The organism is Streptomyces sp. NBC_01267 (assembly GCF_036241575.1).
GTDB lineage: Bacteria > Actinomycetota > Actinomycetes > Streptomycetales > Streptomycetaceae > Streptomyces.
Genome location: NZ_CP108455.1, coordinates 2,611,971 through 2,635,617, shown reverse-complemented (window position 1 = coordinate 2,635,617; position 23,647 = coordinate 2,611,971). Strand labels below are relative to the sequence as shown.

At 70.9% G+C, this 23,647-nt stretch carries 17 protein-coding genes; 3 read left to right on the top strand and 14 right to left on the bottom strand.

What is annotated here, in order from left to right; translation table 11 throughout:
- Positions 1–77: 77 nt before the first annotated feature.
- From OG709_RS11975 to OG709_RS11930, 10 genes are all read right to left on the bottom strand, one after another.
- Positions 78–1,829, bottom strand: a complete 1,752-nt coding sequence (locus OG709_RS11975; protein ID WP_329165988.1) for an IucA/IucC family protein — start codon at positions 1,827–1,829, stop codon at positions 78–80.
- The gene (locus OG709_RS11970; RefSeq protein WP_266643070.1) at positions 1,826–2,365 is read right to left on the bottom strand and encodes a GNAT family N-acetyltransferase; all 540 of its coding nucleotides are present in this window, start codon (positions 2,363–2,365) and stop codon (positions 1,826–1,828) included. Before OG709_RS11970 ends, OG709_RS11975 begins: the two co-directional genes overlap by 4 nt.
- A complete protein-coding gene (locus OG709_RS11965; protein ID WP_374211212.1) occupies positions 2,362–3,672 on the bottom strand; it encodes a lysine N(6)-hydroxylase/L-ornithine N(5)-oxygenase family protein in 1,311 nt (436 codons plus the stop codon). The genes OG709_RS11970 and OG709_RS11965 overlap by 4 nt, the downstream gene beginning before the upstream one ends.
- Positions 3,656–5,095 (bottom strand): pyridoxal phosphate-dependent decarboxylase family protein, encoded by a 1,440-nt coding sequence (locus OG709_RS11960; RefSeq protein ID WP_329165986.1) that lies wholly within the window; start codon positions 5,093–5,095, stop codon positions 3,656–3,658. The genes OG709_RS11965 and OG709_RS11960 overlap by 17 nt, the downstream gene beginning before the upstream one ends.
- Positions 5,096–5,269: 174 nt before the next feature.
- Positions 5,270–6,118, bottom strand: coding sequence for a siderophore-interacting protein (locus OG709_RS11955; protein ID WP_250298572.1), 849 nt, complete (start codon positions 6,116–6,118; stop codon positions 5,270–5,272).
- A gap of 3 nt (positions 6,119–6,121) precedes the next feature.
- Positions 6,122–7,150 (bottom strand): ABC transporter substrate-binding protein, encoded by a 1,029-nt coding sequence (locus OG709_RS11950; protein WP_250298571.1) that lies wholly within the window; start codon positions 7,148–7,150, stop codon positions 6,122–6,124.
- 171 nt (positions 7,151–7,321) lie between these two features.
- Entirely contained in the window at positions 7,322–8,020 is a 699-nt protein-coding gene (locus OG709_RS11945) for a response regulator (protein ID WP_266643074.1), read from the bottom strand.
- A gap of 200 nt (positions 8,021–8,220) precedes the next feature.
- Positions 8,221–9,366 carry a sensor histidine kinase gene (locus tag OG709_RS11940; protein WP_266643075.1) on the bottom strand — a complete coding sequence of 382 codons (1,146 nt, stop codon included), beginning with the start codon at positions 9,364–9,366 and terminating at the stop codon, positions 8,221–8,223.
- Between the two features lie 91 nt (positions 9,367–9,457).
- Positions 9,458–10,009 (bottom strand): hypothetical protein, encoded by a 552-nt coding sequence (locus OG709_RS11935; protein WP_329165982.1) that lies wholly within the window; start codon positions 10,007–10,009, stop codon positions 9,458–9,460.
- 331 nt (positions 10,010–10,340) lie between these two features.
- On the bottom strand, positions 10,341–11,858 hold the full coding sequence (locus OG709_RS11930) for an LLM class flavin-dependent oxidoreductase (protein WP_329165980.1): 1,518 nt from the start codon (positions 11,856–11,858) through the stop codon (positions 10,341–10,343).
- A 375-nt stretch (positions 11,859–12,233) separates the two neighbouring features.
- On the opposite strand from OG709_RS11930, the gene OG709_RS11925 reads away from it, so the two are divergent.
- Entirely contained in the window at positions 12,234–15,716 is a 3,483-nt protein-coding gene (locus OG709_RS11925) for a glycoside hydrolase family 3 C-terminal domain-containing protein (RefSeq protein WP_329165978.1), read from the top strand.
- A 135-nt stretch (positions 15,717–15,851) separates the two neighbouring features.
- Here the strand turns inward: OG709_RS11925 and OG709_RS11920 are convergent, their stop codons facing one another.
- From OG709_RS11920 to OG709_RS11905, 4 genes are all read right to left on the bottom strand, one after another.
- Positions 15,852–17,009 (bottom strand): acyl-CoA dehydrogenase family protein, encoded by a 1,158-nt coding sequence (locus OG709_RS11920; RefSeq protein ID WP_250298565.1) that lies wholly within the window; start codon positions 17,007–17,009, stop codon positions 15,852–15,854.
- 3 nt (positions 17,010–17,012) lie between these two features.
- Complete coding sequence (locus OG709_RS11915) at positions 17,013–17,954, bottom strand: hydroxymethylglutaryl-CoA lyase (RefSeq protein ID WP_250298564.1); 942 nt, start codon at positions 17,952–17,954, stop codon at positions 17,013–17,015.
- Positions 17,951–19,987: an ATP-binding protein gene (locus tag OG709_RS11910; RefSeq protein ID WP_329169098.1), complete on the bottom strand. Its 2,037-nt coding sequence runs from the start codon at positions 19,985–19,987 to the stop codon at positions 17,951–17,953. Before OG709_RS11910 ends, OG709_RS11915 begins: the two co-directional genes overlap by 4 nt.
- A gap of 164 nt (positions 19,988–20,151) precedes the next feature.
- Positions 20,152–21,774 (bottom strand): carboxyl transferase domain-containing protein, encoded by a 1,623-nt coding sequence (locus OG709_RS11905; protein WP_329165975.1) that lies wholly within the window; start codon positions 21,772–21,774, stop codon positions 20,152–20,154.
- A gap of 131 nt (positions 21,775–21,905) precedes the next feature.
- Between OG709_RS11905 and OG709_RS11900 the strand changes: the two genes are divergently transcribed.
- Both OG709_RS11900 and OG709_RS11895 read left to right on the top strand, forming a co-directional pair.
- Complete coding sequence (locus OG709_RS11900; RefSeq protein ID WP_326694853.1) at positions 21,906–22,520, top strand: SACE_7040 family transcriptional regulator; 615 nt, start codon at positions 21,906–21,908, stop codon at positions 22,518–22,520.
- A gap of 124 nt (positions 22,521–22,644) precedes the next feature.
- Positions 22,645–23,424: a phosphatase gene (locus OG709_RS11895; protein WP_266643082.1), complete on the top strand. Its 780-nt coding sequence runs from the start codon at positions 22,645–22,647 to the stop codon at positions 23,422–23,424.
- Positions 23,425–23,647 lie beyond the last annotated feature (223 nt).

Here is a 23,647-nt window from a genome sequence, read left to right as displayed (position 1 = left end):
TCTGGGCCATGAGAGTGAGTGATGGGCGCCCGGAGAGACCGTTCTCCGGGCGCCGGTCCCTCGCGGGCCGGAGCCGGCTACGCGAGGGGGTTCTTCAGGGCCCCGACGAGCTGGAGAGCGCCCGAGGGGTCCTGGAGGTCCACCATCTGCTGGTTGTCCCGGAGCTGGAGCCGGTTGAGGCAGGACAGTGCGAACTCCGGCGCGAACATGTCGTACCGGCGGAACTTATCGGCCAGCTGGGGCTGTGACGCCTGGTACTCCCGTACACAGTCGCCGACCGTCGCCCAGAACGTGTCCTCGTCCAGGACGCCCTCGGCGGCCAGCGTCGCGTTGAGGAAGCGGAAGAAGCAGTCGAAGACGTCCGTGAAGATCGACAGGAGCTGCATGTCGTCCGGGACGTCCACCCGGATGCGCTCCACCTCCGGCGGCAGCGCCGTCTCCGGGTCCATGACCGCGATCTCCTCGGCGATGTCCTTGTAGACCGCCCGGCGCACCACGCCGTCCTCGATCACCAGGATCACGTTCTCGCCGTGCGGCATGTAGACCAGGCCGTAGGCGTAGAAGCTGTGCAGCAGCGGGGTGAGGTACGCGTCGAGGTAGCGGCGCAGCCAGACGGCGGGCGCCAGGCCCGACTCGGTGATCAGCGCCCCGGCGAAGGACGCCCCGGCCCGGTCGGTGTGCAGCAGCGAGGCCATGGTGGCGAGGCGCCGGCCCGGCTCCAGCGTGGGCACCGGGCTCTCGCGCCAGAGCGCGGCGAGCATCTTGCGGTACGGCGAACCCTTCCGGGTCGCCGCCTCGTACGGCCGGTGGTGGTAGCCGACGGCCGCCCGCTCGCGGATGACCGTCAGCCCGGTGGCCTTCAGCACCGGGTCGTTCCCGACGAGCTGGGCGAGCCAGTCGTTGATGGCGGGTGTGGCCTCCATGTACGCGGCGGAGAGCCCGCGCATGAAACCCATGTTGAGCACCGAGAGGGCCGTTTTGACGTAGTACTTCGCCGGGTCGCTCGTGTTGAAGAAGGTACGGATCGACTGCTGCGCGAGGTACGTGTCGTCGCCGGGCCCGAGCGGGACGAGGCGCTGCTGGGCCACCTCGGCGGCGAAGGTGACGGACAGTTTGTTCCACCACTGCCAGGGGTGGACCGGTATGAGGAGGTACGCGTCGAGGTCGAGCCCGAGACCGGCCATGGTCTCCGCGAACCTGCGCAGTGTCTCCTCGCCCAGCTCCGAGCGGATCAGCGACGCGTAGTCGAGTCCGGCGCCCGAGGTGAAGGTGGCGTGGTCGCGGCGGGCGGCCAGCCAGATCAGCCGGACCGGGTTCGCGGCCTCCGGCGCGTAGGCGAGGTACTCGTCCGAACCGAAGCCCAGCCGCCCGTTGTTGGCGACGAAGCAGGGGTGTCCCTCCGTCATCCCGGTCTCGATGGCCTGGAATTCGGACGTGGCCAGCTCGGCCGACGTGACCGGTTCCTTGGTGAGTTTGTACGCCGTACCGGAGAGGGTGGAGGAGATCTCCTCCAGGTAGACCGGCAGGACCGTCTCGCTCAGCCCCAGGGTGTCCCGCAGTTCGACGAAGAACTCCAGCGCGTCCAGCGGGAGTTCGGCGTCGCCGCGGTGCCGGGTGACGGACTCGGCGGGGATCTGCCAGTGGTCGAGGGCGCGGAGGCGGGCGGTGAAGCGGTACTCGGTCGCTCCGTCGTCACTGCGTACCGCGTAGGTGTTCTCGCCGAGCGGCTGTGGGGACAGCAGCCGCTCGTGCGAGAACTCCGCCAGCGCCTTGCGGACAAGGAGCCGTTCGGCCTGCGCCCAGAGTACGGGGGTGAGATGCGAGGTCATCGACGGCCTCCTTCGAACGCGGCGCGGGTGCATATGGAGAGACAGGCGGTCTTCTCGGGCTTCTGGATCTCGCGCACGGTCTCGAAGCCGACGGCGCGGTTGAGGGCGTGGACCGCTTCGTTGCGTACGTCGGGTTCCACCACCACCCTGCGCGTCGCCGGATCCGCGAACAGTTCCGTCATCACCGCCGTGATCACCGCGCGGGTGAAGCCGTGGACCGGGGTGTCGGCCGGCGCGACGAGGAAGTGCATGCCGACATCGCCGGGCTCCGCCTCGTACAGCCCCTTCAGCTCGACGTGCGCCGGGTCGTAACGCTCCATCAGGAACGCGGGGACGCCCCGGTGGAGCCCGATGAACGCGTCGTGGTGCTCGGCCGCCGCGATGGACCGGTACTCCCGCTCGACGTCCGCCGGACTCGCGTCCCCCATCAGCCAGAAGGCGGCCTTGGGGTGCGTGACCCAGCCGTGCACCAGCCCGGCGTCGGAGCCGGGATCCAGCGGACGGAAGGTGAACTGATCGGTGGCGAGCGCGGTCATGCTGCGAACTCCTGGAAAGCGATGGTCTTCTCGACCGGGTAGTACTCCTGGCCGTCGAGCAGCTCGCGGATGATGCACGCGTTGCGGTACGCGGCCATTCCCAGGTCGGGGGCGGTGAACCCGTGGGTGTGCAGCTCGGCGTTCTGGACGTAGAGCGTGCGGTCCGCGTCGATGCTGTAGTTGCGCCGGACGTCGAACCGCCCCTGCTCGTCCCACCGGATCCGGTCGCGCACCGGCGCCAGGAACTCCGGCACCTGGTACCGGTAGCCGGTGGCGAGGACCAGCCCCTGGGTGGCGAGGGTGAAGTCCTTCCCCTGCTCCTCCTGGCGCAGCCCCAGCGTGTAGGTGCCGTGGTCGTGACGGGCGCTCTCCAGCGAGGTGTTGGTCATCAGCCGGGTCGGCACCGGGCCGCGCCGGTTCTTCGCGTACAGCAGGTCGAAGATGGCGTCGATCAGCTCGGAGTTGATGCCCTTGTAGAGGTTCTTCTGCGACGCGTTGAGCCGGTCGCGGGTCCCCGCGGGCAGGGCGTGGAAGTAGTCCACGTACTCCGGCGAGGTCATCTCCAGCGTGAGCTTGGTGTACTCCAGCGGGAAGAAGCGGGGGGAGCGGGTGACCCAGTTCAGCGCGTAGCCGTGGGTGTCGATGTCCTGGAGCAGGTCGTGGTAGATCTCGGCCGCGCTCTGTCCGCTGCCCACCACGGTGATGGACTCCTTGGCCTGGAGGCTCTCTTTCGCCTCCAGGTAACGGGAGTTGTGGATCAGGTCGCCGCCGATGCCGCGGCAGGACTCCGGGATGTACGCGGGCGTCCCGGTGCCGAGGACGAGCCTGCGGCCCCGGTGGGTGGCGCCGGTCGCGGTCCGTACCGCGTACACCGCGTCCTGTTCCTCGTACGTCACTTCGGTGACCGATTCCCCGAAGCGGACCGTGGGGAGTTTCGCGGCGGCCCAGCGGCAGTAGTCGTTGAACTCCTCGCGCAGGGGATAGAAACTCTCGCGGATGTAGAAGGAGTACAACCGCCCCGATTCCTTGAGGTAGTTGAGGAAGGAGTACGGGGAGGTGGGGTCGGCCAGCGTCACCAGGTCGGAGAGGAACGGGGTCTGGAGGGTGGCGCCCTCCAGGAACATCCCGCTGTGCCAGTCGAAGTCCGGCTTGGACTCCAGGAAGAGCCCGTCCAGTCCGTCGACGGGCTCGGTCAGGCAGGCGAGCCCCAGGTTGAACGGTCCGAGACCGATCGCGATGAAGTCGTGGATCCGCTGGGGATCCGGGGCGAATTCGTGGACCCGCTGGGGATCAGGAGGCGTGGACAAGGGTCTCTCCCAGGTACTGGCCGGCGTGGTCGGCGAGGAGTTCGAGCACGGCGGCGATGTCGTCGACGGTGGTCTCGGGGTTGAGCAGGGTGAACTTGAGGTACGCGCGGCCGTTGACGGTCGTCCCCGCCACGACGGCCTCACCCGAGGCGAACAGCGCCTTACGGGCGTACTGGTTGGCGCGGTCGATGAGCGCCGGACCGGTGATGTCGGACGGGACGAAGCGGAAGACGAGCGTGGAGAGCTGCGGCTCCACGGCCACGTCGAAGCGCGGGTCGGCGACGAGCAGCTTCCAGCCCTCCTCCGCGAGATCCACCACCTCGTCGAAGAGCTGCCCGACCCCGTCGGCGCCCATCACCCGCAGCGTCATCCACAGTTTCAGCGCGTCGAAGCGGCGGGTCGTCTGGAGGGACTTGTCCACCTGGTTCGGGATCCGGGCCTCGGCGGCGGAGCGCGGGTTGAGGTAGTCGGCGTGGTACGTGGCGTGCCGCAGGGTGGCCCCGTCACGCACCACCAGGGCGCTCGAACTCACCGGCTGGAAGAAGGACTTGTGGTAGTCCACCGTCACCGAGTCGGCGTGCTCGATGCCGTCGAGGCGGGCGCGCCTGCGCGAGACGAGCAGCCCGCAGCCGTACGCCGCGTCGACGTGCAGCCAGGTGCCGTACTGCGCGCAGAGCGCGGCGATCTCGGGCAGCGGGTCGATGGAACCGAAGTCGGTGGTCCCCGCGGTGGCGACGACCGCCATGGGGACGGCGCCCTCGGCGCGGCAGCGCTCCAGCTCCCGGGCGAGTACGACGGTCCGCATGCGCTTCTCCCGGTCACAGGGGATCGGGACGACCGCCTCGGGCGGCAGGCCGAGCAGTTTCGCGGACTTCTGGACGCTGAAGTGGCTGCACTCGGACGTGAACACCCTGAGTACGGAGGGGTCTTGGGCTTTCGCCTCCTCGCGGGCCAGCAGCAGGGCCTGGAGGTTGGACTGCGAACCGCCGCTGGTGAACACGCCGTCGGCGGCGGGGCCGTAGCCGATGCGGCCCGCCGTCCAGTCGACGAGACGCTGCTCGATCAGGGTGCCGCCCGCGCTCTGGTCCCAGGTGTCCAGGGAGGAGTTGACGGCGGAGAGCACGGCCTCGGCGGTCACGGCCGGGATGACGACCGGGCAGTTGAGGTGGGCGAGGTAGCGGGGGTGGTGGAAGTAGACGGCGTCCCGCAGATAGAGGGTCTCCAGCTCGTCGAGGGCGGCGCCCGAACTGCCGAGAGGCCGGTCCAGGTCGACGGCGGCCAGGGCGGGGGAGAGCTCCTGGGGCGAGATGCCGGAGAACGGTCTTGTGGTGGAGGCGAGTTGGGCCGCCACCCGCTCGACTGCTGCGGTCGCAGTGCGGCGGTACTGCTCCGCGGTGGTGTCGTTGAGCAGGTGTGAGCGCATGGGCAGTCCTCCGGAAGGGGGAGAAACGACAGAGGGGGGAGAGCGGCACTGCGACGTCGTAGTTAGGTGAGCCTAACCTAACTAAACTCTGCGTCGCAATGAGCCCTCCCCCCGGCGGGGGTGTCTCTCCAGCCGGCGTGGTGCCTCTCTCGAACCGGCGGCCGTGTCTGTCTCTCAGGCCGCTTCCGCGGCAGCCGCCCTCACCTGCTCGTCACTGAGCCCACGCCGCCAGTAGCCGACGAACGTGACGTGCCTGCGGTCGAGTTGACGCTCGCGCACCAGATGGCGGCGCAGTTCCCGCACCGCACCGGACTCGCCCGCGATCCAGGCGTACGGGCGGGCGCCGGGCAACTCCGCCGCACGCACGGCATCGGCCGCCGAGGGGGCGCCCTCGTCCCGTACCAGCCAGGTGATCCGGGCGTCGGCGGCGGTGTCGAGCGCCAGCCGGTCACCGGCGTGCTGGACCTCCAGCCAGACCCGCGCCCTGGTGCCGGCGGGCAGCCACTCCAGGATGGCCGACGCGGCGGGCAGCGCGGTCTCGTCGGCCCAGATCAGCACCGAGTCGGTGCCGGGGGGCGGCTGGAAGCGGACGGCGGTGTTCTCGCTCGTCGCGGGCCCCAGTACGCGCACCCGCTGCCCCGGCGCGGCCTGTCGGGCCCAACGACAGGCAGGGCCGACATCCGCCGTGTCAGCAGCTGATGCCGGCCCGTGCAGAGCGAAGTCGATGTCGACCTCGTCGGGGTCGTGGCGTTGCTCGCGGACGGTGTACGAGCGCATCACGGCCCGTACGCCGTCGGGCAGCGCCCGCCATTCGGCGAACCAGTTGTCGCCGGCCGGCAGTACGGGTTCGTACTGCCCGGGACGCGGCAGGAAGAGCGAGAGGCTCTGGTCGCGCCCCCCGGCGGCGAAGCCCCTGAGGTCCTCGCCCCCGAAGGTGATCCGGGCCATCGACGGGCTGAGCCGCCGGGTCCGTACGACATGCAGGCCGAAGAAACGGAACGGGGCGGACACAGCCGTCGTCATGGGTCAGCTGACCTTCTTCGCGTTCTCGATCGCCGCGGCCAGGGCGTCCAGGGCCGGGGCGCACTTGTCGTAGGAGAAGATCGGGTCGGTCGTGGAGCGCGGGATGACCTGCCCGGCCTTGACCGCGGGCAGCTCGCCCCAGGTCGGCTTGGACTTCAGCGCGGAGGGCTGGACCGCCGAGGTGCGGTTGTCCATCATGATGATGTCGGCCGGGTACTTGTCGGCGTTCTCCCAGCTCAGGCTCTCGAACCAGCCGCTCTTGTCGACCTTGTCCGGGACGACGATGTTGACGCCCAGCTCCTTGAAGTACCGCAGGTCCGCGGACGGTTCGGGTGTCGAGATGTACAGCAGGTCGGCGCTGGCCGAGCCGATCAGGACCTTGATCTTCGGGTTCGCCTTGGCGGCGGCACGCAACCGGGCCGCGGCCTTCTCGAAGCGGGCCTTCGCGTCGGTGACCTTCTTGGCCTTGAGGTCGGCGCCGAGGGACGCGGCCAGCTCGGCGTGGCGCTGGAGCGCGGCGGGCATCGTGGTGCGCGCGACCATCAGGGCGACGCTGGGGGCGAGCTTGAGGATCTTGGACTTGGACTCGTCGGGGACGTACCAGAGCGCGCCCTTGTCGTACATGCCGGTGATCAGCAGTTCGGGGCCGAGCGCCGCGTACTTCTCGACGTTGAACTCGCCCCAGACGTTGCCGAGTATCTCGACCTTGTTCACGTCGAGATCACCGGCCTGCACGTCGGCCTTGCCGTCCTTGGTCTTCGTCGGCCCGAAGACGGCTGTGACCTCCACGCCGAAGTCGTGCAGGGCGGCGGCGGTGCCGGTGAAGGCGACGATCTTCCTGGGCGTGGACGCGGCCTTGACGGTGATGCCGCGGTCGTCCTTGAACGTCCAGGGCCCGGAGTCGGATTTCGCAGAGCCCGCGCTCTTCGAATCGCTGCTGCCGCAGGCGGTGAGGGCCGCACCGATACCGATGACGCCGGTCGCGGCGAGGAAGTTGCGGCGGGAGGGGTGGGAAGAGCGGGCGTGGGGCATGGCGGGGCTCTGCTTTCCGTTTTCCGTACGTGCCGGGGTGTGGCCGCTGGGCAGCTTCAGGTCAGGTTAGCCTAACCTGACCTAGTGTCCAGGGGGCGGTCGACGTACGGGGTGACGGCCCCGCTCCGGCGACGTCACCCGTGCCGGACCACGGCACGATCGGTCGGCGCCCTACCGGTCGCCGGTCCTGTCGGCCAGCCCGTACCGCCAGGCCCAGGCGATCAGCGCGCCGCGGTCCTCCAGGGCCAGTTTGGCGAGGACATGGTTGAGGTGCGTCTTGACCGTCGACTGGCTGACCACCATGTCCCTGGCCACCTGGCGGTTGTTGAGTCCCTGTGCCACCAGTCGGACGACATCGACCTCCCGCCGGGTGAGGCCCTCGGCCTCGGCCGGGATCCCGGCCTCGGGAGCGGGCCCGGCCGGGGGCAGCGGCACGGTGGATTCCGGCTCGCTGACGACCAGTTGGACCAGTCGGCGCTGGACCGCGGGGTCCAGGACGGTGTGTCCCGCCGCCACGTCGCGGACCGCGGCGAGCAGCGCCTCGCCGGTGGCGTCCTTGGTCAGGTACCCGGCCGCGCCCGCCCGCAGCGCCGGCATCACCGCGTCGTCGTCCGCGTACGTGGTCAGGATGAGCACCCGTACCCCGATGTCCGCCCGGACGACCCGGGCTGTCACCTCGGCTCCGGCCAGCCCCGGCATCCGCAGGTCGACGATGGCGACGTCGGGCCGCGACTCCGAGGCCAGCCGCACGGCCTCGTGCCCGTCACCCGCCTGGCCGACCACCTCCATGTCGTCGGCCTGCGACAGCAGCAGTACGACGCCGTCCCGCACCACTGCCTGGTCGTCCGCCACCAGCACCCGAATCGTCACCCGTCCGCCTTCCGCCCGTGTGCGGCGCCGGGACGCCGACCGATGTACTCACGTGTCTTCACGCCCTCATCTTCCTTGCCCCCCGGTGCCGTTCGCCGCCACCGTGCCGCCTGCACGCCCTTCTGCGTACCGGGCGGTCCGTACCGGGGGCCGTGACGGACAGGGGAAGCCGTACGGTCCGCACCGCCGCCGCCGATCCCTCAGACCGGTACGCGCATCTCGATCTGCCAGCCCGTCCCGCCGGGTGCGGGCCCCGCGGACAGCGACCCGCCGACCGCTTCGATCCGCTCGGCCATGCTCGCCAGACCGGTGCCGCTCCCCTTCACGCCCGAGAGGGCGCGGCCGGGCGGCAGCCCCTGGTCGCGGACAGCCACCCGCAACTCCCGCTCTGCCCACGCCACTTCCACCTCGATGGGGCTCCCGGTCGCATAGCGTGCCGCGTTCGTCATGGCCTCCTGCACTCCCCGGTACACCGCGTGGCCCGCCTCGGGGCGGAGCGGGCGGGCCCGACCGGTGGTCCACAGGTGCGCCTCGCCGGGAAACCCGCCGACCAGCCCCTTGAGGTCGTCCACCCCCCGAAGCGGCGCGACGCGCAGCGCACCGACAGCGGCGCGCGCCTCCTGGACGCCCTCGCGGGCGAGTTCCGCGGCCCGGTCGAGCGGGCCGGTCAGCACGGCGGGGGAGCCCTCCCGGTTCGCGATCGCCCGCACGGCCTGCAACTGCACGGACAGACCGGCGAGGCTGTGCGCGAGGACATCGTGCATCTCCCTGGCGATACGGCTGCGTTCCTCGACGGCCGCCGCCTCCTGCAGCGCCTGCCGGGACGCCTCCACCTCGGCCAGCAGCGCGACGGCCCGGTCCCGCTCGGCCTGGAGGGCGGCGTGCTCCACGGACCGGTCGGCCATGAACCAGGCCCCCACGCCCGCCAGTAGCCCGGCCGGACTGCCGGTGACCACCAGGATCGAGATCCCGAACGCGACCGAGACCACCCCGACCCCCGCGTGGCGCACCGGCCCCGCCGGAAGGCGCAGGGGCAGGACGGACGTGCCCGCCAGCACCGGGACCGATCCGAGCCCACTCGGCGCCAGGAGCGTGATCGCGAGCCCGGTGGCAATGGCGAGCGTCGCGCCGAGCGCGCCCAGGGGGGACGGCAGGACCCGCCGGCCCAGCACCATGCCCAGCTCGGCGAGGACCCCGAGTACGGCGACGACGATCTTGAGGGTCGTGCCGTGGGCCGCGACCACGGAGATCGCCATGCAGATCACCAGGGTCGTCGCGCCGATCAGGCTGTGCCGGTCGAGCATCGCCCGGTCCACCGGACCGGTCCACCGCTGTTTGCTCATCATCCCCGTACTCCGTTCGCCGCCGGCCGCTTCACAGCCTCCGGCACGGAACCTGTTCCTCGGGTCATCGATTCGTACGTGCCGTGCCGCCCGGTCAGATGTGGACGTCGGTACGGGGCGCCGTCAGGGCGGAGGCCTGCTCGTGCTGCTTGTTGCGCGCGACGAGGAGCCCGCCCCGGACGACGATCGTACCCATGCGGACGATGACCTCACCGAAGGCCATCAGGACGAGAGCCACCACCCACGCCTGGCCGCTGGTGATGTCGTGGGCGGCGGAGAAGTGCGCGACGTGTGCGGCGCCGGAGGGGTGGCTGGACCAGACGGCGAAAGCCAGCCGGAATCCCATACTGAGCACCCACAGCCCCGCCGCGCCGGCGGTGGCCTTGATCCGCGCATGTCCGTCCGCGTAACGGACCCGGGTCAGCAGGCCGGACACGAGGCCGAAGGCGATACCCACGGCGGCGAACACCACGGCCAGCGTCACGTCGTTGCCGGCGGTCGGGATGTCGTCGAGGTAGCTGATGGCCGTCCAGCCGATGATGGCCAGCGGCAGCAGCACCGTACGGGCCCTGAGCCGCTCCTCCCGCAGCTGGCGGAAGACGATGAGGAGGAGTGCGATGTCGATGATCCAGTCAGTGAGCGTCATGACTTCGACTATTCGCCTCGCGGCCCCGTAATCCTTCAGCCCGTGGGTGGAACGCGGGTGGAAACCCGTCTCCACCGGGGGTGGGAGGCGCCCCCGGCTGTACGCCCGCGCGTTGTTCTCCGAGATCGCAACTGGTGAGGAGGCGGAGCACCGTATCAGGGCACGACTGCGTCGGCAGCAGCGCTTCTTGGCCCCGGACGGCCCTCTCTACGTCGCGGTGGAGCGGTCCGCCCGGGCCTCCTCCGTGTCAGCCGTACAGCGCGACGCGTGGACGCCGTAACGCCCGGGTTCGTGGGGTGCGCGGCGCGTCGTCGAGCAACTGCCGGTCGGGTCAGACGTTGATGCCGAGCCGGTCCAGCGGCTCCACCAGTTCCTCCTCCTCGTAGCCGAGGTGGGAGAGGAGGATGCGCCCCAGCACATCGGTCAGGTCCTGGACCTCGCTGATGTGGCCCTCGTCCTGCACGAGGGTGACCAGGGCGGCGTCCAGCCGGGCCAGGGTCTCGGCGATGATCTCGTGCTCGTGCTCCAGCCGCTCCACCACGGGAGTCAGGGACGCCTGCTTCTCCCGCAGTTCGGGGAACATGTACTGGTCCTCGATGGTGTGGTGCGTGGTGAGGGTGCGGCTGTAGGCGGTGCAGAAGGAACCGAGGGTCCAGTAGTTCTGCCGCAGCGTGAGGCTGTTGATCATCGAGCGGGCGGCGGCGGCGTCCCGCTGTCCTGCGGCGACCTGGGAGACGGCGTCGGCGATCTGCCGCATCTCGGCACGCAGGTTGTCGTGGATGAGGGTGAGCCGGGCGCCGGTGTTCCCCAGGGCCGGACCCGGCTGGTGCTTGGGAGCCCGGGGGCGGGTCGCCTCGTCCAGGGGGTCGGACGACCAGAGGTCGACGTCCTCCGGCGCCCTCGTGGGAGCACCGGAAGCCGCCGCTGCGGGTGGTGTCTCCGTGGTGGGCCGCCGCGCGTCACGTGCGGCGGCGGTCGCCTCCCGTACCCGTGGCGCCACCTCTTCGGTGAAGGTGCGCAGTTCGCGCTCGGCGTCGGCTCCCGGGGCGAGGACGAAGCCGCTGATGCCGTGGGTGAGGGCGAGTTCGGTCAGCTCGCGGGCCCACTGTTCGGGAGGCCCGTCGAGGAACCGGTCCGAGGCGAGGCGGGAGAAGCGCCCGCCGACGGTGTAGATCCGCCGGATCCGGTCGGGGGAACGGCCTGCGGCGCGGGCGGCGTCGTCGAGGGTCCGGCTCATCTCCGCGAGATCACCCGGGGGTGCGTAGGCCGCGGAGGGGAGCCAGCCGTCACCGAGACGGCCGGTGAGTTCCAGCATGCGCCTCTTGTACGCGCCGATCCAGATGCCGAGAGGGTGGACGGGAAAGGGCCCCGGGCGGGCTCCGTCGAGCCGGTAGTGACGGCCCGGTACGTGTACGGCGGGTCCGGGGGCCCACAACGCACGGATCACCGCTACGGCTTCCTCCAGGGCGTCGACGGCATCGGCCGGCGTGCGGCGCGGTCCGCCGAGTGAGGCGATCGCGTCCTGGAAGGCACCGGCACCGATGCCGAGTTCGGCCCGGCCGCCGCTGAGGATGTCCAGGGTGGCGGCGGACCGGGCCAGGACGGCCGGCGGGCGCAGCGGCAGGTTGGCGACGTGCGGGAAGAGAGTGACACGTTCGGTGCGGGCCGCGAGGTGGGTCAGCAGGGTCCAGGTGTCGAGGAACGTCGGCTGGTAGGGGTGGTCCTGGACGCCGATGAGGTCCAGACCGATGTCGTCGGCGAGGCGTGCCAGACGTACCACCTCGCCGTGGCCTTTCGCGGTGGGGGTGAGGAAGGCGCCGAAGCGCAGGTCGTGTCCGTGGTCGGGCATGGGCGTCCTCTTCCGTACGCGGGCCCCAGGTCCCGGCGGGTTCGGTCGGAACGCATGATATCGGTGCATATAGGATGCCGGACCGAGGAGCTGGTGACGCGGCGAGCGGGACGACCTCGACGAGCGCAGCGGGCCCGGGTCGGCAGCCGGAACGCGGCAGCCGGGCCGAACCGCAGCAGCCGGGTCGGTCCGCGAGGCGGGAATCCGTACCCGCACATCGCTGGCGGCTGTGTCCTCCGGGGCATAGCTTCACCCTCGCAGAGCTCGTTGAACTCGTTGAACAGTTGAACTCGTTGAACTCGTGCGGACGGCCCCGATGCCGTACTTCACGCCCGCTCGCCCATGACGGCCTGCGGTGTCGACCAAGGAGTTGTGATGTTCCCAGCGAAACGCCTGGCCCTGTTACGTCGCTCCAGAACGGCGACGGTGCTGCTCGCCGCAGCCGCCGCCATCGCGGGACTCGCCGTGTCGCCTACGGGTGCGGCGCAGGCCGCACAGCGCTCGGCGGACGGCCCGAACGCCGACTGCCCCTGGGTGGGTTCGAACGCACCGGTGAACTCCCGGGTGGCTGACGTCGTCTCCCGGATGACCCTCGACGAGAAGATCGCGATGGTGAAGGGCGGGGTGGTCTCGGCGTACACCGGCTACGTCCCCGGCAACAGCAGGCTGTGCATCCCCGCGCTGAAGTTGCAGGACGGGCCGACCGGCGTCCGGATGGCCACCACGACCCAGCTGCCCGCGGCGGCCGGCATCGCCGCCTCCTTCGACCCCTCGGTCGCGAAGTCCTACGGGACGGTGATCGGCGCCGAGGACAAGACCAAGGGGGTCGACGTCGACCTGGGTCCGACGGTCAACATCGTGCGCGACCCGCGCTGGGGCAGGTCCTTCGAGTCGTACAGCGAAGACCCGTATCTCACCGGCCGGATGGGCGCCGCCGACATCGAGGGCATCCAGGGCCAGGGCGTGATGGCCCAGGTCAAGCACTGGGCGGTCTACAACCAGGAGACCAGCCGCAACACCCCGGCCGATAACGTTGTCATCGATGACCGTACGGTGCGGGAGATCTACGCCAGTGCCTTCGGCGCGATCGTCGACCAGGCACATCCGGCGTCGGCGATGTGCTCCTACTCGTCCGTCAACGGCACGTACGCCTGCGAGAACTCGTACCTGAACGGCATCCTCAAGAAGGACTTCGGATTCCAGGGGTTCATCACCTCGGACTGGGGCGGCACCCACAGCACGGTTGCCTCGGCCAACGCGGGGATGGACATGGAGATGCCCGACAACCAGTACTTCGGGGCCGCGCTCAAGACGGCGGTGGAGCAGGGCCAGGTGCCACAGAGCCGGGTCGACGACATGGTCACCCGCATCATGCGCGAACAGTTCCGCTTCGGTCTGTTCGACCATCCCTCCCCGGACACCCCCGGCGCCGAGGCGTCCACCCCGGCCCACGTCGATGTCGCGAAGAAGACGGCCGAGGCGGGCACCGTCCTGCTGAAGAACGCACAGAAGGTCCTGCCGCTGGACACGGGCAGGGTGAAGTCGATCGCGGTGATCGGCGACGGTGCGGGCACGGACACCATGACCGCGGGAGGCGGCAGCGCCGCTGTCGCAGGCACCGGTACGGTCACCCCCTACCAGGGCATCAAGGCGCGCGCCGGTTCGCAGGCCACCGTCACCTACGCACAGGGCGGCCTGGGGCCCTCGGGGGCGCTGCCGCCCATCGACACCTCCTTCCTCACCCCGCCGTCGGGGACGGGGCACGGTCTGCAGGGCGACTACTACCCGAACACCACGCTCACGGGCCCGCCGGCGGCCACCCGGACCGACCCCCAGGTCGACTTCAACTGGAGAGGGGCGGCGCCCGCGAAGGGCGTCCCCGCGACGAACTTCTCGGCCAGCTGGACCGGGACGATCACCCCGCCGGTGACCGGCACGTACACCTTCGGACTGACCAGCGACGACGGCAGCCGCCTCTTCATCGACGGCAAGCAGGTGATCGACAACTGGCGGGACCAGGGAGGGGGCGCCACGGAGACCGCGAAGGCCGACCTGACCGCGGGCAAGGCGATCCAGGTGGAGGTCGACTACTACCAGCGCGGCGGTGGGGACAGGGTCGATCTCGGCTGGACCCGGCCGGACGACGGCCCGCTGATCGACCAGGCGGTCGCGCTCGCGAAGAAGTCGGATGTCGCGGTCGTGTATGCCAACGACTTCGAGTCCGAGGGCAGCGACCTGGCGGACATCGATCTGCCCGGTGACCAGAACAAGCTCATCAGCGCGGTGGCCGCGGCGAACCCCGACACCGTGGTGGTGCTCAATACCGGTTCGGCCGTCACGATGCCCTGGCTGAACGAGGTCAGGGGAGTCCTGGAGGCCTGGTACCCGGGTCAGGAGGCGGGCCATGCCATCGCGGAACTCCTGTTCGGCGATGTGAATCCGTCCGGGAAGCTGCCGGTCACCTTCCCCACGTCCCTCGACCAGGTCCCGGCCTCGACCTCGGCGCAGTGGCCCGGCACCGGGGGCAAGGTCCAGTACTCCGAGGGCCTCGATGTCGGCTACCGCTGGTACGACGCCAAGAAGCTGACACCGCTGTTCCCGTTCGGGTACGGACTCTCGTACACCTCGTTCCGCTACTCCCACCTGCACGTCGGACAGAAGCTGACCGACGGCGGGACACTCCGGGCGAGTGTGGACGTCACCAACACCGGCAGCCGCCGAGGGGCCGACGTCGCCCAGCTCTACCTGAGCGCGCCGTCCTCCACCGGGGAACCGGCGCGTCAGCTCAAGGGATTCCAGAAGGTGGACCTCAGGGCGCACCGGACGAAGCGGGTCACCTTCGAGATCTCCGCACAGGACGCGTCGTACTGGAACACCGACGCCCAGGCCTGGACGCTCGGCACCGGCACGTACACCCTCCAGGCCGGCGACTCCTCGCGGAATCTTCCGCTGTCGGACACCTTCACCGTCACCAGGACCAGCGGACCGCGCTACACGAAGGTGACCGCCCCGGACGCGGTGACCGGCGGATCCACCCAGTCCGTGACCACCACATTCACCAACAGGTCGACGCAGGAGGTGAAGGAGGCCGCCACCGAACTGACCGTCCCCGCCGGCTGGACGAAGAAGGCCGTCACTTCCGCCACCTTCCACACGGTGCGGGCCGGGGAGTCCGTCTCGACGGAGTGGCAGGTGCGGGTGGACGCCACGGCGAAGGGCGGCGAGGTGAAGCTGACCGCCCGAACCGGCTACCGGGGCTCGGAGAACCTGCCCGCGGGCACCGGCAGCGCAGCCGTCCAGGTCGCCTACGCCGACCTGGCAGCCGCCCGCGACACGGTGGGCGTCACCGATGACGCGGACCAGACGCCGGGCAACCTGGACGGAGTGGGCTACAGCTTCTCCCAGCAGGCCCTGGCCTCGGTGGGTATCACGCCGGGCAGCCAGGTGACCGCCATGGGCGCCTCCCTCACCTGGCCCGATGTCCCCGCCGGCCGGGCAGACGCGGTCACCGCCCACCGGCAGGTCGTCGCGGACTCCGGCAGCGGCTCGCAGCTGTCGTTCCTGACCGTGGGCACCAACGGCAGCCAGACCGGCACGGTCGCCGTCACCTACACCGACGGCAGCACATCGACCTCGACGCTGGACGTCGCGGACTGGTACAGCAACGCGGCCACCGACGGCTGCACGCTGGTGGCCACCGCCGCGCACTGGAACCGTCCGCCGGGCAGTACCAAACCCGCGGACCACAAGGTCAGCCTGTACGCGGCGTCCGTACCGCTCACCGGCGGGAAGACCGTCAAGTACGTGACCCTGCCCAACAACCCGCAACTGCACATCTTCGCCGAAGCCATCAACTGACGTACCGGCGCGGGGGGAGGGGTACGGGGTGGGCCGCCGATCCGGCGCCGCCCACTCCGTACCCGCGTTCACGCCCGCACCCCGTGCCCCGTGCCCGCGTTCACACCCGCGCCGAGCCACCCTCAGCCTGGTCGCTCACCCCGCGGGCAGCCCCAACTCCCGTGCGATCAGCATCCGCTGCACCTCGCTCGTGCCCTCGCCGATCTCCAGGATCTTGGAGTCACGCCACATCCGCGCCACCGGGTACTCGTTCATGAAGCCGTACCCGCCGTGGATCTGCGTCGCGTCGCGGGCGTTGTCCACCGCCACCGTCGACGAGTACAGCTTCGCCAGCGCCGCTTCCTTCTTGAACGGGTCGCCGCTCACCAGCCGTGATGCCGCGTCCCGCCACGAGACGCGCGCCGTGTGGGCCTTCATCTCCATGTCCGCGATCTTGAACTGGATGGCCTGGTTGTCGCCGATCGGGCGGCCGAACGCGTGGCGCTGCTTCGCGTACGCCAGGGACTCGTCCACGCAGCCCTGCGCCAGGCCCGTGGCCAGGGCGGAGATCGCGACCCGGCCCTCGTCGAGGATGCGCAGGAACTGGGCGTAGCCGCGGCCCTCCTCGCCGAGCAGGTTCGCCGCGGGGACCCGGACGTCGGAGAACGACAGCTCGCGGGTGTCCGAGGAGTTCCAGCCGACCTTCGAGTACGGGGCCGCCACCGTGAAACCAGGAGTGCCCGACGGGACGATGATCGAGGAGATCTGCGGGCGGCCGTCCGGCTTGCGGCCGGTGACCGCGGTGACCGTGACCAGGCCGGTGATGTCCGTACCGGAGTTGGTGATGAAGCACTTGGAGCCGTTGATCACCCAGTCGTCACCGTCGCGCACGGCCGTCGTCCGGGTGCCGCCCGCGTCCGAGCCGCACTCCGGCTCGGTCAGGCCGAACGCGCCCAGGATCTCGCCCGCGCACATCCGCGGCAGCCACTCCTGCTTCTGCTCCTCCGTGCCGAAGCGGAACACCGGCATCGCGCCCAGCGAGACGCCCGCCTCCAGGGTGATCGCGACCGAGGAGTCGACGCGGGCCAGCTCCTCCAGGGCGATGCCCAGGGCGAGGTAGTCGCCGCCCATCCCGCCGTACTCCTCCGGGAACGGCAGCCCGAACAGGCCCATCCGGCCCATCTCGCGGACGATCTCGTACGGGAACTCGTGCCGCTCGTAGAGGTCGCCGATCTTCGGGGCGATCACGTCGTGCGCGAACGCCTCGACCGTGCGGCGGAGTTCTTCGTGCTCGGTACTCAGACGGTGGTCCATCGTTCACTGCTCCTGGTGGGAGAGGGCGCGTACGGTGCGGGACGGGCTGGGGCGGCCCAGCTGTTCGGCCATCCACACGCTGGTGGCGGTGAGCAGGCCGAGGTCGACCCCGGTCTCGATGCCGAGTCCTTGGAGCATCCAGACGAGGTCTTCGGTGGCGAGGTTCCCGGTGGCGGACTTCGCGTACGGGCAGCCGCCGAGGCCGCCCGCGGACGCGTCCACGGTGGTCACCCCGTACTGGAGGGCGGCCAGGGTGTTGGAGAGCGCCTGGCCGTACGTGTCGTGGAAGTGGACGCCGACGGATTCCGTGCCGACGCCCGCCTCGTCGAGGGCGGTGAGCAGCGCCTTCACGTGGCCGGGCGTGGCCACCCCGATGGTGTCGCCCAGGCTCAACTCGTGGCAGCCCAGGTCCATCAGGCGCTTCGCCACGCCGACGACCTGGCCGACCGGGACCGGGCCCTCCCACGGGTCGCCGAAGCACATCGAGAGGTAACCGCGGACATGCAGGCCCTCCGCGCGGGCCAGGGCGACGACCGGCTCGAACATGGCGAGCGACTCGTCCACGGTCCGGTTCAGATTGGCCTGGGCGAACGACTCGGTGGCGCTCCCGAAGACCGCGATCCGGCGGGCCCCCAGCTCCCGCGCGCGGTCCAGGCCGCGCGCGTTCGGCACCAGGACCGGCAGGGCGATGCCTTCGATGTCGGCGAGCTGGGGGAACAGCTGCTCGGCGTCGGCCAGTTGGGGCACCCACTTGGGGTGGACGAAGCTGGTCGCCTCTACGGTCGTCAGACCGGCCGCGGCGAGGCGGTGGACGAACTCCGCCTTCACCTCGGTCGGCACGACCGTCTTCTCGTTCTGCAGGCCGTCGCGCGCGCCGACCTCGTGGATACGGACCCGGCGCGGCAGATCCGGCGCCGGAACGGACATGGGAAGGCCGTCGGTCATGACTCCTCCTGCGGGGCATCGGCGTCCGGGGTATCGGCGGCGGGGGTATCGGCGGCAGGGGTATCGGCAGCCGGGGTATCGGCAGCCGGGGTGACCACGGCCAGTACCTGGTCCATCGCGACCGTGGTGCCGGGGGCGACGTCCAGCTCGGTGACGGTGCCCGCGTGCGGGGCGGTGATCACGTGCTCCATCTTCATCGCCTCCACCACCAACAGCCCCTGCCCGGCGACGACTTCGTCCCCGGCGGCCACCTTGACCACGGTGACCGTGCCGGGCATGGGCGCGGTGAGCGACCCTGCGCCGCCCCGGCCCGCCGCGGCGTCCAGCGTGGCCTGGACGGGGTCGTGGTCCTGGACGTGCCAGGCGTCGCCGTCCCGGCCCAGCCACTCGCCGGCGCGGCGGAAGGTGTGGACGGTCCCGTCGACGGTGACCGATACCGTGCGCGGGGTCACCCGGCCCTCGCCCCCGGCCCGTACGGGCTCGTGTCCGGGCACCCGCAGCCAGTGCGTCACCGGGACGTCGGCGCCGCCGAGCCGCCAGCCGCTGGGTACCGAGAACGGGTCGGTCCAGCCGCCCGTACCCGTGGCCGTCGAGGTCCCTGTCCTTGTACCGGGCGGGGCCAGCTCCGCCCGGCGTACCGCTGCCGCCGCCGCGTACACCTCGGCCGGGACCGCGTCCGGCACCAGGCCGTCCGCCTCGCGCTCCACGAGGCCGGTGTCCAGCTCGCCCGCGACCACCGCCGGGTGGGCGAGCAGCCGCCGCAGGAAGCCCGCGTTCGTCGGGACGCCTAGGGTGACGGTGGCCGCCAGCGCGGCCCGCAGTTTGCGCAGCGCCGTCGCGCGGTCGGGGCCGTACGCGATGACCTTCGACAGCATCGGGTCGTACAGGCTGCCCACCTCCGCGCCCTCGCTCAGGCCGGAGTCGGTGCGGACGCCGTGGCCCTGCGGCTCGTCGAGGGCGAGCACCGTGCCGCCGGACGGCAGGAACCCGCGGGACGGGTCCTCCGCGCAGACCCGCGCCTCCACGGCGTGCCCGGTGAGGGTGATGTCCTGCTGCCGGTACGGCAGTTGCTCACCGGCGGCGACCCGCAGCTGCCACTCCACCAGGTCCAGGCCGGTGACCAGTTCGGTCACCGGGTGCTCGACCTGGAGGCGGGTGTTCATCTCCATGAAGTAGTACGAGGACGGGTCGTTGCCGGGGACGATGAACTCCACCGTGCCCGCGCCCGTGTACCCGCAGCTCCGCGCCGCCTGCACCGCCGCCTCGCCCATCGCCGCGCGGGTCGCCTCGTCGAGCAGGACCGAGGGCGCCTCCTCGATGATCTTCTGGTGGCGGCGCTGGAGGGAGCACTCGCGCTCTCCCAGGTGGACGACGTTTCCGTGGGCGTCCGCCAGGACCTGGATCTCGATGTGGCGCGGGCGGTCGATCCACCGCTCCACGAGGAGCGTGTCGTCGCCGAACGAGGAGCGGGCCTCGCGCCGGGCCGAGGCGATCTCGTCGGCGAGGAGCGCTTCGTCACGGACCAGATGCATGCCCTTGCCGCCGCCGCCCGCCGACGGCTTGAGCAGCACCGGCATACCGATCTCCCGCGCGGCGGCGGCGAGTTCGGCATCGGTGAGCCCGCTGCCGGACGATCCGGGGACCACCGGAACGCCCGCCGCCTGCACGGTCGCCTTGGCGCGGATCTTGTCGCCCATCAGTGAGATCGCGGCGGCGGGCGGGCCGATGAAGACCAGACCCGCGTCGGCGCACGCCTGCGCGAAGGCCGCGTTCTCGGCGAGGAACCCGTAGCCCGGATGGACCGCCTGCGCGCCGGAGCGCGCCGCCGCGTCCAGCAGCCGCTCCACCGACAGATAGCTCTCGGAAGCGGGCGCGGGGCCGATACGGACCGCCGTGTCCGCCTCCCGTACGTGCCGGGCGTCCGCGTCCGCGTCGCTGAAGACGGCCACCGAGCGGATGCCCAGCTCCCGCAGCGTACGGATGACGCGTACGGCGATCTCGCCCCGGTTGGCGATCAGAACGCTGTCGAACATTTCCACCCTCATCGGATCCGCCACGCTCTTCACGTCCGCCACGTCCGCCACGCTCTTCACGTCCGCCACGTCCGCCACGCTCTTCACGTCCGCCACGTCCGCCACGTCTGCCGCGTCTGCCATGTTCGCCACGTCCGTCACCCTCACCACGTCCGTCACCGCCCTCACATCCGGAAGACGCCGTAGCCGGGCGCTGACGGGTCCTTCCCGGCCAGCGGGGCATTGGCGCAGGCGGTCAGCGCCAGGCCGAGGACCTGCCGGGTCTCCAGCGGGTCGATCACCCCGTCGTCCCACAGCCGCGCCGTCGCGTAGTAGGCGTTGCCCTGCTGCTCGTACTGGGCGCGGATCGGGTCCTTGAACGTCTCCTCGTCCTCGGCGCTCCAGCCGTCGCCCAACTGGTCGCGCTTGACCGTGGCCAGCACGGAAGCGGCCTGCTCGCCGCCCATCACCGAGATCTTGGCGTTCGGCCACATCCACAGGAAGCGCGGTGAATAGGCGCGCCCGCACATCGAGTAGTTGCCCGCTCCGTACGACCCGCCGACGACCACCGTCAGCTTCGGTACCCGGGTGCAGGCCACCGCCGTCACCATCTTCGCGCCGTGCTTGGCGATGCCGCCCGCCTCGTAACTGCGGCCGACCATGAAGCCGGAGATGTTCTGGAGGAAGAGCAGCGGGATGCCGCGCTGGTCGCACAGCTCGATGAAGTGCGCGCCCTTCTGGGCGGATTCGGAGAAGAGGATGCCGTTGTTGGCGACGATGCCGACGGGGTGGCCGTGGATCCGGGCGAAGCCGGTGATCAGCGTCGTCCCGAACTCCGCCTTGAACTCGGCGAACCGTGAACCGTCGGTGATGCGGGCGATCACCTCCCGAACGTCGTAGGGCGTACGGGAATCCACCGGCACCGCGCCGTACAGCCCCGCCGGATCCACCTTCGGCTCCTCGACCGGCTCGGTGGACCAGGGCAGCGGGCCGCGCTCCGGCAGCGTGGACACGATGGTCCGGACGATCCGCAGCGCGTGCGCGTCGTCCTCCGCGAGATGGTCGGTCACCCCGGAGACCCGGGAGTGCACCTCGCCGCCGCCCAGCTCCTCCGCCGTCACGACCTCACCCGTCGCGGCCTTCACCAGCGGCGGGCCGCCCAGGAAGATCGTGCCCTGGTTGCGGACGATCACGGCTTCGTCGCTCATCGCGGGCACATACGCCCCGCCCGCCGTGCAGGAGCCGAGGACCGCCGCGATCTGCGGGATGCCCGCGCCCGACATCCGGGCCTGGTTGTAGAAGATCCGGCCGAAGTGCTCCCGGTCGGGGAAGACCTCGTCCTGCATCGGCAGGAACGCGCCGCCCGAGTCCACCAGGTACAGGCAGGGCAGCCGGTTCTCCAGGGCCACCTCCTGCGCCCGCAGGTGCTTCTTGACGGTCATCGGGTAGTACGTGCCGCCCTTGACCGTGGCGTCATTGGCGACCACCACCACCTCACGGCCGCTCACCCGGCCGATCCCGGCGATCACTCCCGCCGCCGGGGCGGCCCCGCCGTACATCCCCTCGGCGGCCAGCGGTGCCAGCTCCAGGAACGGGGAGCCGGGGTCGAGGAGGGTGTCGACGCGGTCGCGCGGCAGCAGCTTTCCGCGCGCCACATGGCGGGCGCGGGATTTCTCGCCGCCGCCCAGGCGCGCTGCCGCCAGCCGGGTCCGCAGCTCGGCGGTGAGCGTCTCGTGCGCCGCCTCGTTGGCCCGCCAGGCCTCCGACGCGGGATCCGCCGCGCTCGCCAGCACCGGTGCCTGCTGCATCCGTAGGGCCCCTCTGCTCTGTACTGCTCGGTGTTCTGCCCGGTTCATGTGGTCATGGGCCGTGGTTAGTGAGCGTTAACACGTTTGAGGTCAGGTTAACGCTCGCTAACCCCGCTGTCTAGAATGGAGCCATGAGCACCAGGACGGACGCCCCGACGCGGCGCGAGCAGATCCTCAAGGAGGCCGCGCGTCTCTTCGCCGAGCGCGGCTTCCACGGCGTCGGCGTGGACGAGATAGGCGCAGCGGTCGGCATCAGCGGGCCGGGGCTGTACCGCCACTTCGCGGGCAAGGACGCGATGCTCGCCGAACTGCTCGTCGGCATCAGCGAACGGCTGCTCGACGGCGGCCGGATGCGCGCCGAGCAGGCCGGTGGCGGCCCCGAGACGGTGCTCGGCTCACTCATCGACGGGCACATCGACTTCGCGCTCGACGACCGCCCGCTGATCACCGTCCACGACCGCGAACTGGACCGGCTGCGCGACACCGACCGCAAGGCGGTCCGCAGGTTGCAGCGGCAGTACGTCGAACTGTGGGTCACGGTCGTACGGGAGCTGTACCCGCACACCCCCGAGCAGGAGGCCCGAGCGGCCGTGCACGCGGTCTTCGGGCTGCTGAACTCCACCCCGCACCTGGGCACCGGCGGCCTGCCGGGCCGGACCGCCACCGAGAGCCTGCTGCGCCGCCTCGCCCACGGGGCGTTCGCGGCGCTCGCGCAGGAGGCGGAGGGGTCGCCGGTACGGGACTGACGCGGCCGGTGGCCGACGGCTGTACCGACGGCCGTACCGACGGCCGTACCGACGGTGATCCAGCCCGCGATACCGGCGGCAATACCGGCCTGACGGGGCCGGGCGCTGACGGCACAATGGGGGCATGCCGATACCCAGCCGTGCCGAACTCGCCGACCATCTCGTCCGCACCCGGATAGCCGGAAACGTCGCCACGCCCCGCGAGAACAACCTCTCCCACTACCGCAAGCTCTCCAACGGCGACCGGCACTACTGGCTCGGCATCGAACTCGGCAACCGGTGGGCCGACGAGCAGGACGTGCTCGCCGTCATGGCGGAGCGCTGCGGTGTCATCGACGACCCCGAGCACCGGCACGGGCAGGACACCATCGACCCGGAACTGACCATCGACGCACTGGACCGGATGGCCGCCCGGCTGCGCAAGGCGGCGGACGCCAAGGAGAGCGTCCTCTTCGCCACCGGCCACCCCGGCGGTCTGCTCGACGTCCACCGGGCCACCGCCGACGCGCTGCGCAGGGCGGGCTGCGAGATCGTACGGATCCCGGGCGGGCTCACCGCCGACGAGGGCATGATCTTCCAGTTCGCGGACGTCGCGGTACTGGAGCGCGGGGCGACCCTGTGGCACACCCACTCACCGGAGCCGATGCGCGCCGTCCTCGACGGCCTGGAGCGGGTGGGCAGACCGCAGCCCGGCCTGGTGGTGGCCGACCACGGCTGGGCGGGCTGCGCCGGCCAGCGCGGACTCGACTCGATCGGCTACGCCGACTGCAACGACCCGGCCCTCTTCCTCGGCGAGGCCGAAGGCACGATGCAGATCACGGTCCCGCTCGACGACCACGTCACCGACCCGCGCTTCTACGACCCGATGACGGACTATCTGCTGGACGCGGCGGGGCTGGGCTGAGCCGACCGGGCTGCGCAGCCGGGAGCCGGATCGAGCCCGATCATTCGGCCTGAGGATCCGGCCACCGGGCGACGATCCGCCCGTCCTCGCCCGGTACCACCGCCACCGCGAGTGACCCCTCCTCATCCGGCCACTCGAAGAAGCCGAGCTCGCTGCCCGGAGGCAGTTCTGGTTCGCCGGGTATGGTGGTGAATTCCCCCGTACGCGACAACTTTGAGTCGCC

Bases quoted from the DNA above. Each gene is read 5' to 3' on its own strand.
- OG709_RS11975 (WP_329165988.1), bottom strand. From the start codon at position 1,829: ATGACCTCGCATCTCACCCCCGTACTCTGGGCGCAGGCCGAACGGCTC.
- OG709_RS11970 (WP_266643070.1), bottom strand. From the start codon at position 2,365: ATGACCGCGCTCGCCACCGATCAGTTCACCTTCCGTCCGCTGGATCCC.
- OG709_RS11960 (WP_329165986.1), bottom strand. From the start codon at position 5,095: ATGCGCTCACACCTGCTCAACGACACCACCGCGGAGCAGTACCGCCGC.
- OG709_RS11955 (WP_250298572.1), bottom strand. From the start codon at position 6,118: ATGACGACGGCTGTGTCCGCCCCGTTCCGTTTCTTCGGCCTGCATGTC.
- OG709_RS11950 (WP_250298571.1), bottom strand. From the start codon at position 7,150: ATGCCCCACGCCCGCTCTTCCCACCCCTCCCGCCGCAACTTCCTCGCC.
- OG709_RS11940 (WP_266643075.1), bottom strand. From the start codon at position 9,366: ATGATGAGCAAACAGCGGTGGACCGGTCCGGTGGACCGGGCGATGCTC.
- OG709_RS11935 (WP_329165982.1), bottom strand. From the start codon at position 10,009: ATGACGCTCACTGACTGGATCATCGACATCGCACTCCTCCTCATCGTC.
- OG709_RS11930 (WP_329165980.1), bottom strand. From the start codon at position 11,858: ATGCCCGACCACGGACACGACCTGCGCTTCGGCGCCTTCCTCACCCCC.
- OG709_RS11925 (WP_329165978.1), top strand. From the start codon at position 12,234: ATGTTCCCAGCGAAACGCCTGGCCCTGTTACGTCGCTCCAGAACGGCG.
- OG709_RS11920 (WP_250298565.1), bottom strand. From the start codon at position 17,009: ATGGACCACCGTCTGAGTACCGAGCACGAAGAACTCCGCCGCACGGTC.
- OG709_RS11915 (WP_250298564.1), bottom strand. From the start codon at position 17,954: ATGACCGACGGCCTTCCCATGTCCGTTCCGGCGCCGGATCTGCCGCGC.
- OG709_RS11910 (WP_329169098.1), bottom strand. From the start codon at position 19,987: ATGTTCGACAGCGTTCTGATCGCCAACCGGGGCGAGATCGCCGTACGC.
- OG709_RS11905 (WP_329165975.1), bottom strand. From the start codon at position 21,774: ATGCAGCAGGCACCGGTGCTGGCGAGCGCGGCGGATCCCGCGTCGGAG.
- OG709_RS11900 (WP_326694853.1), top strand. From the start codon at position 21,906: ATGAGCACCAGGACGGACGCCCCGACGCGGCGCGAGCAGATCCTCAAG.
- OG709_RS11895 (WP_266643082.1), top strand. From the start codon at position 22,645: ATGCCGATACCCAGCCGTGCCGAACTCGCCGACCATCTCGTCCGCACC.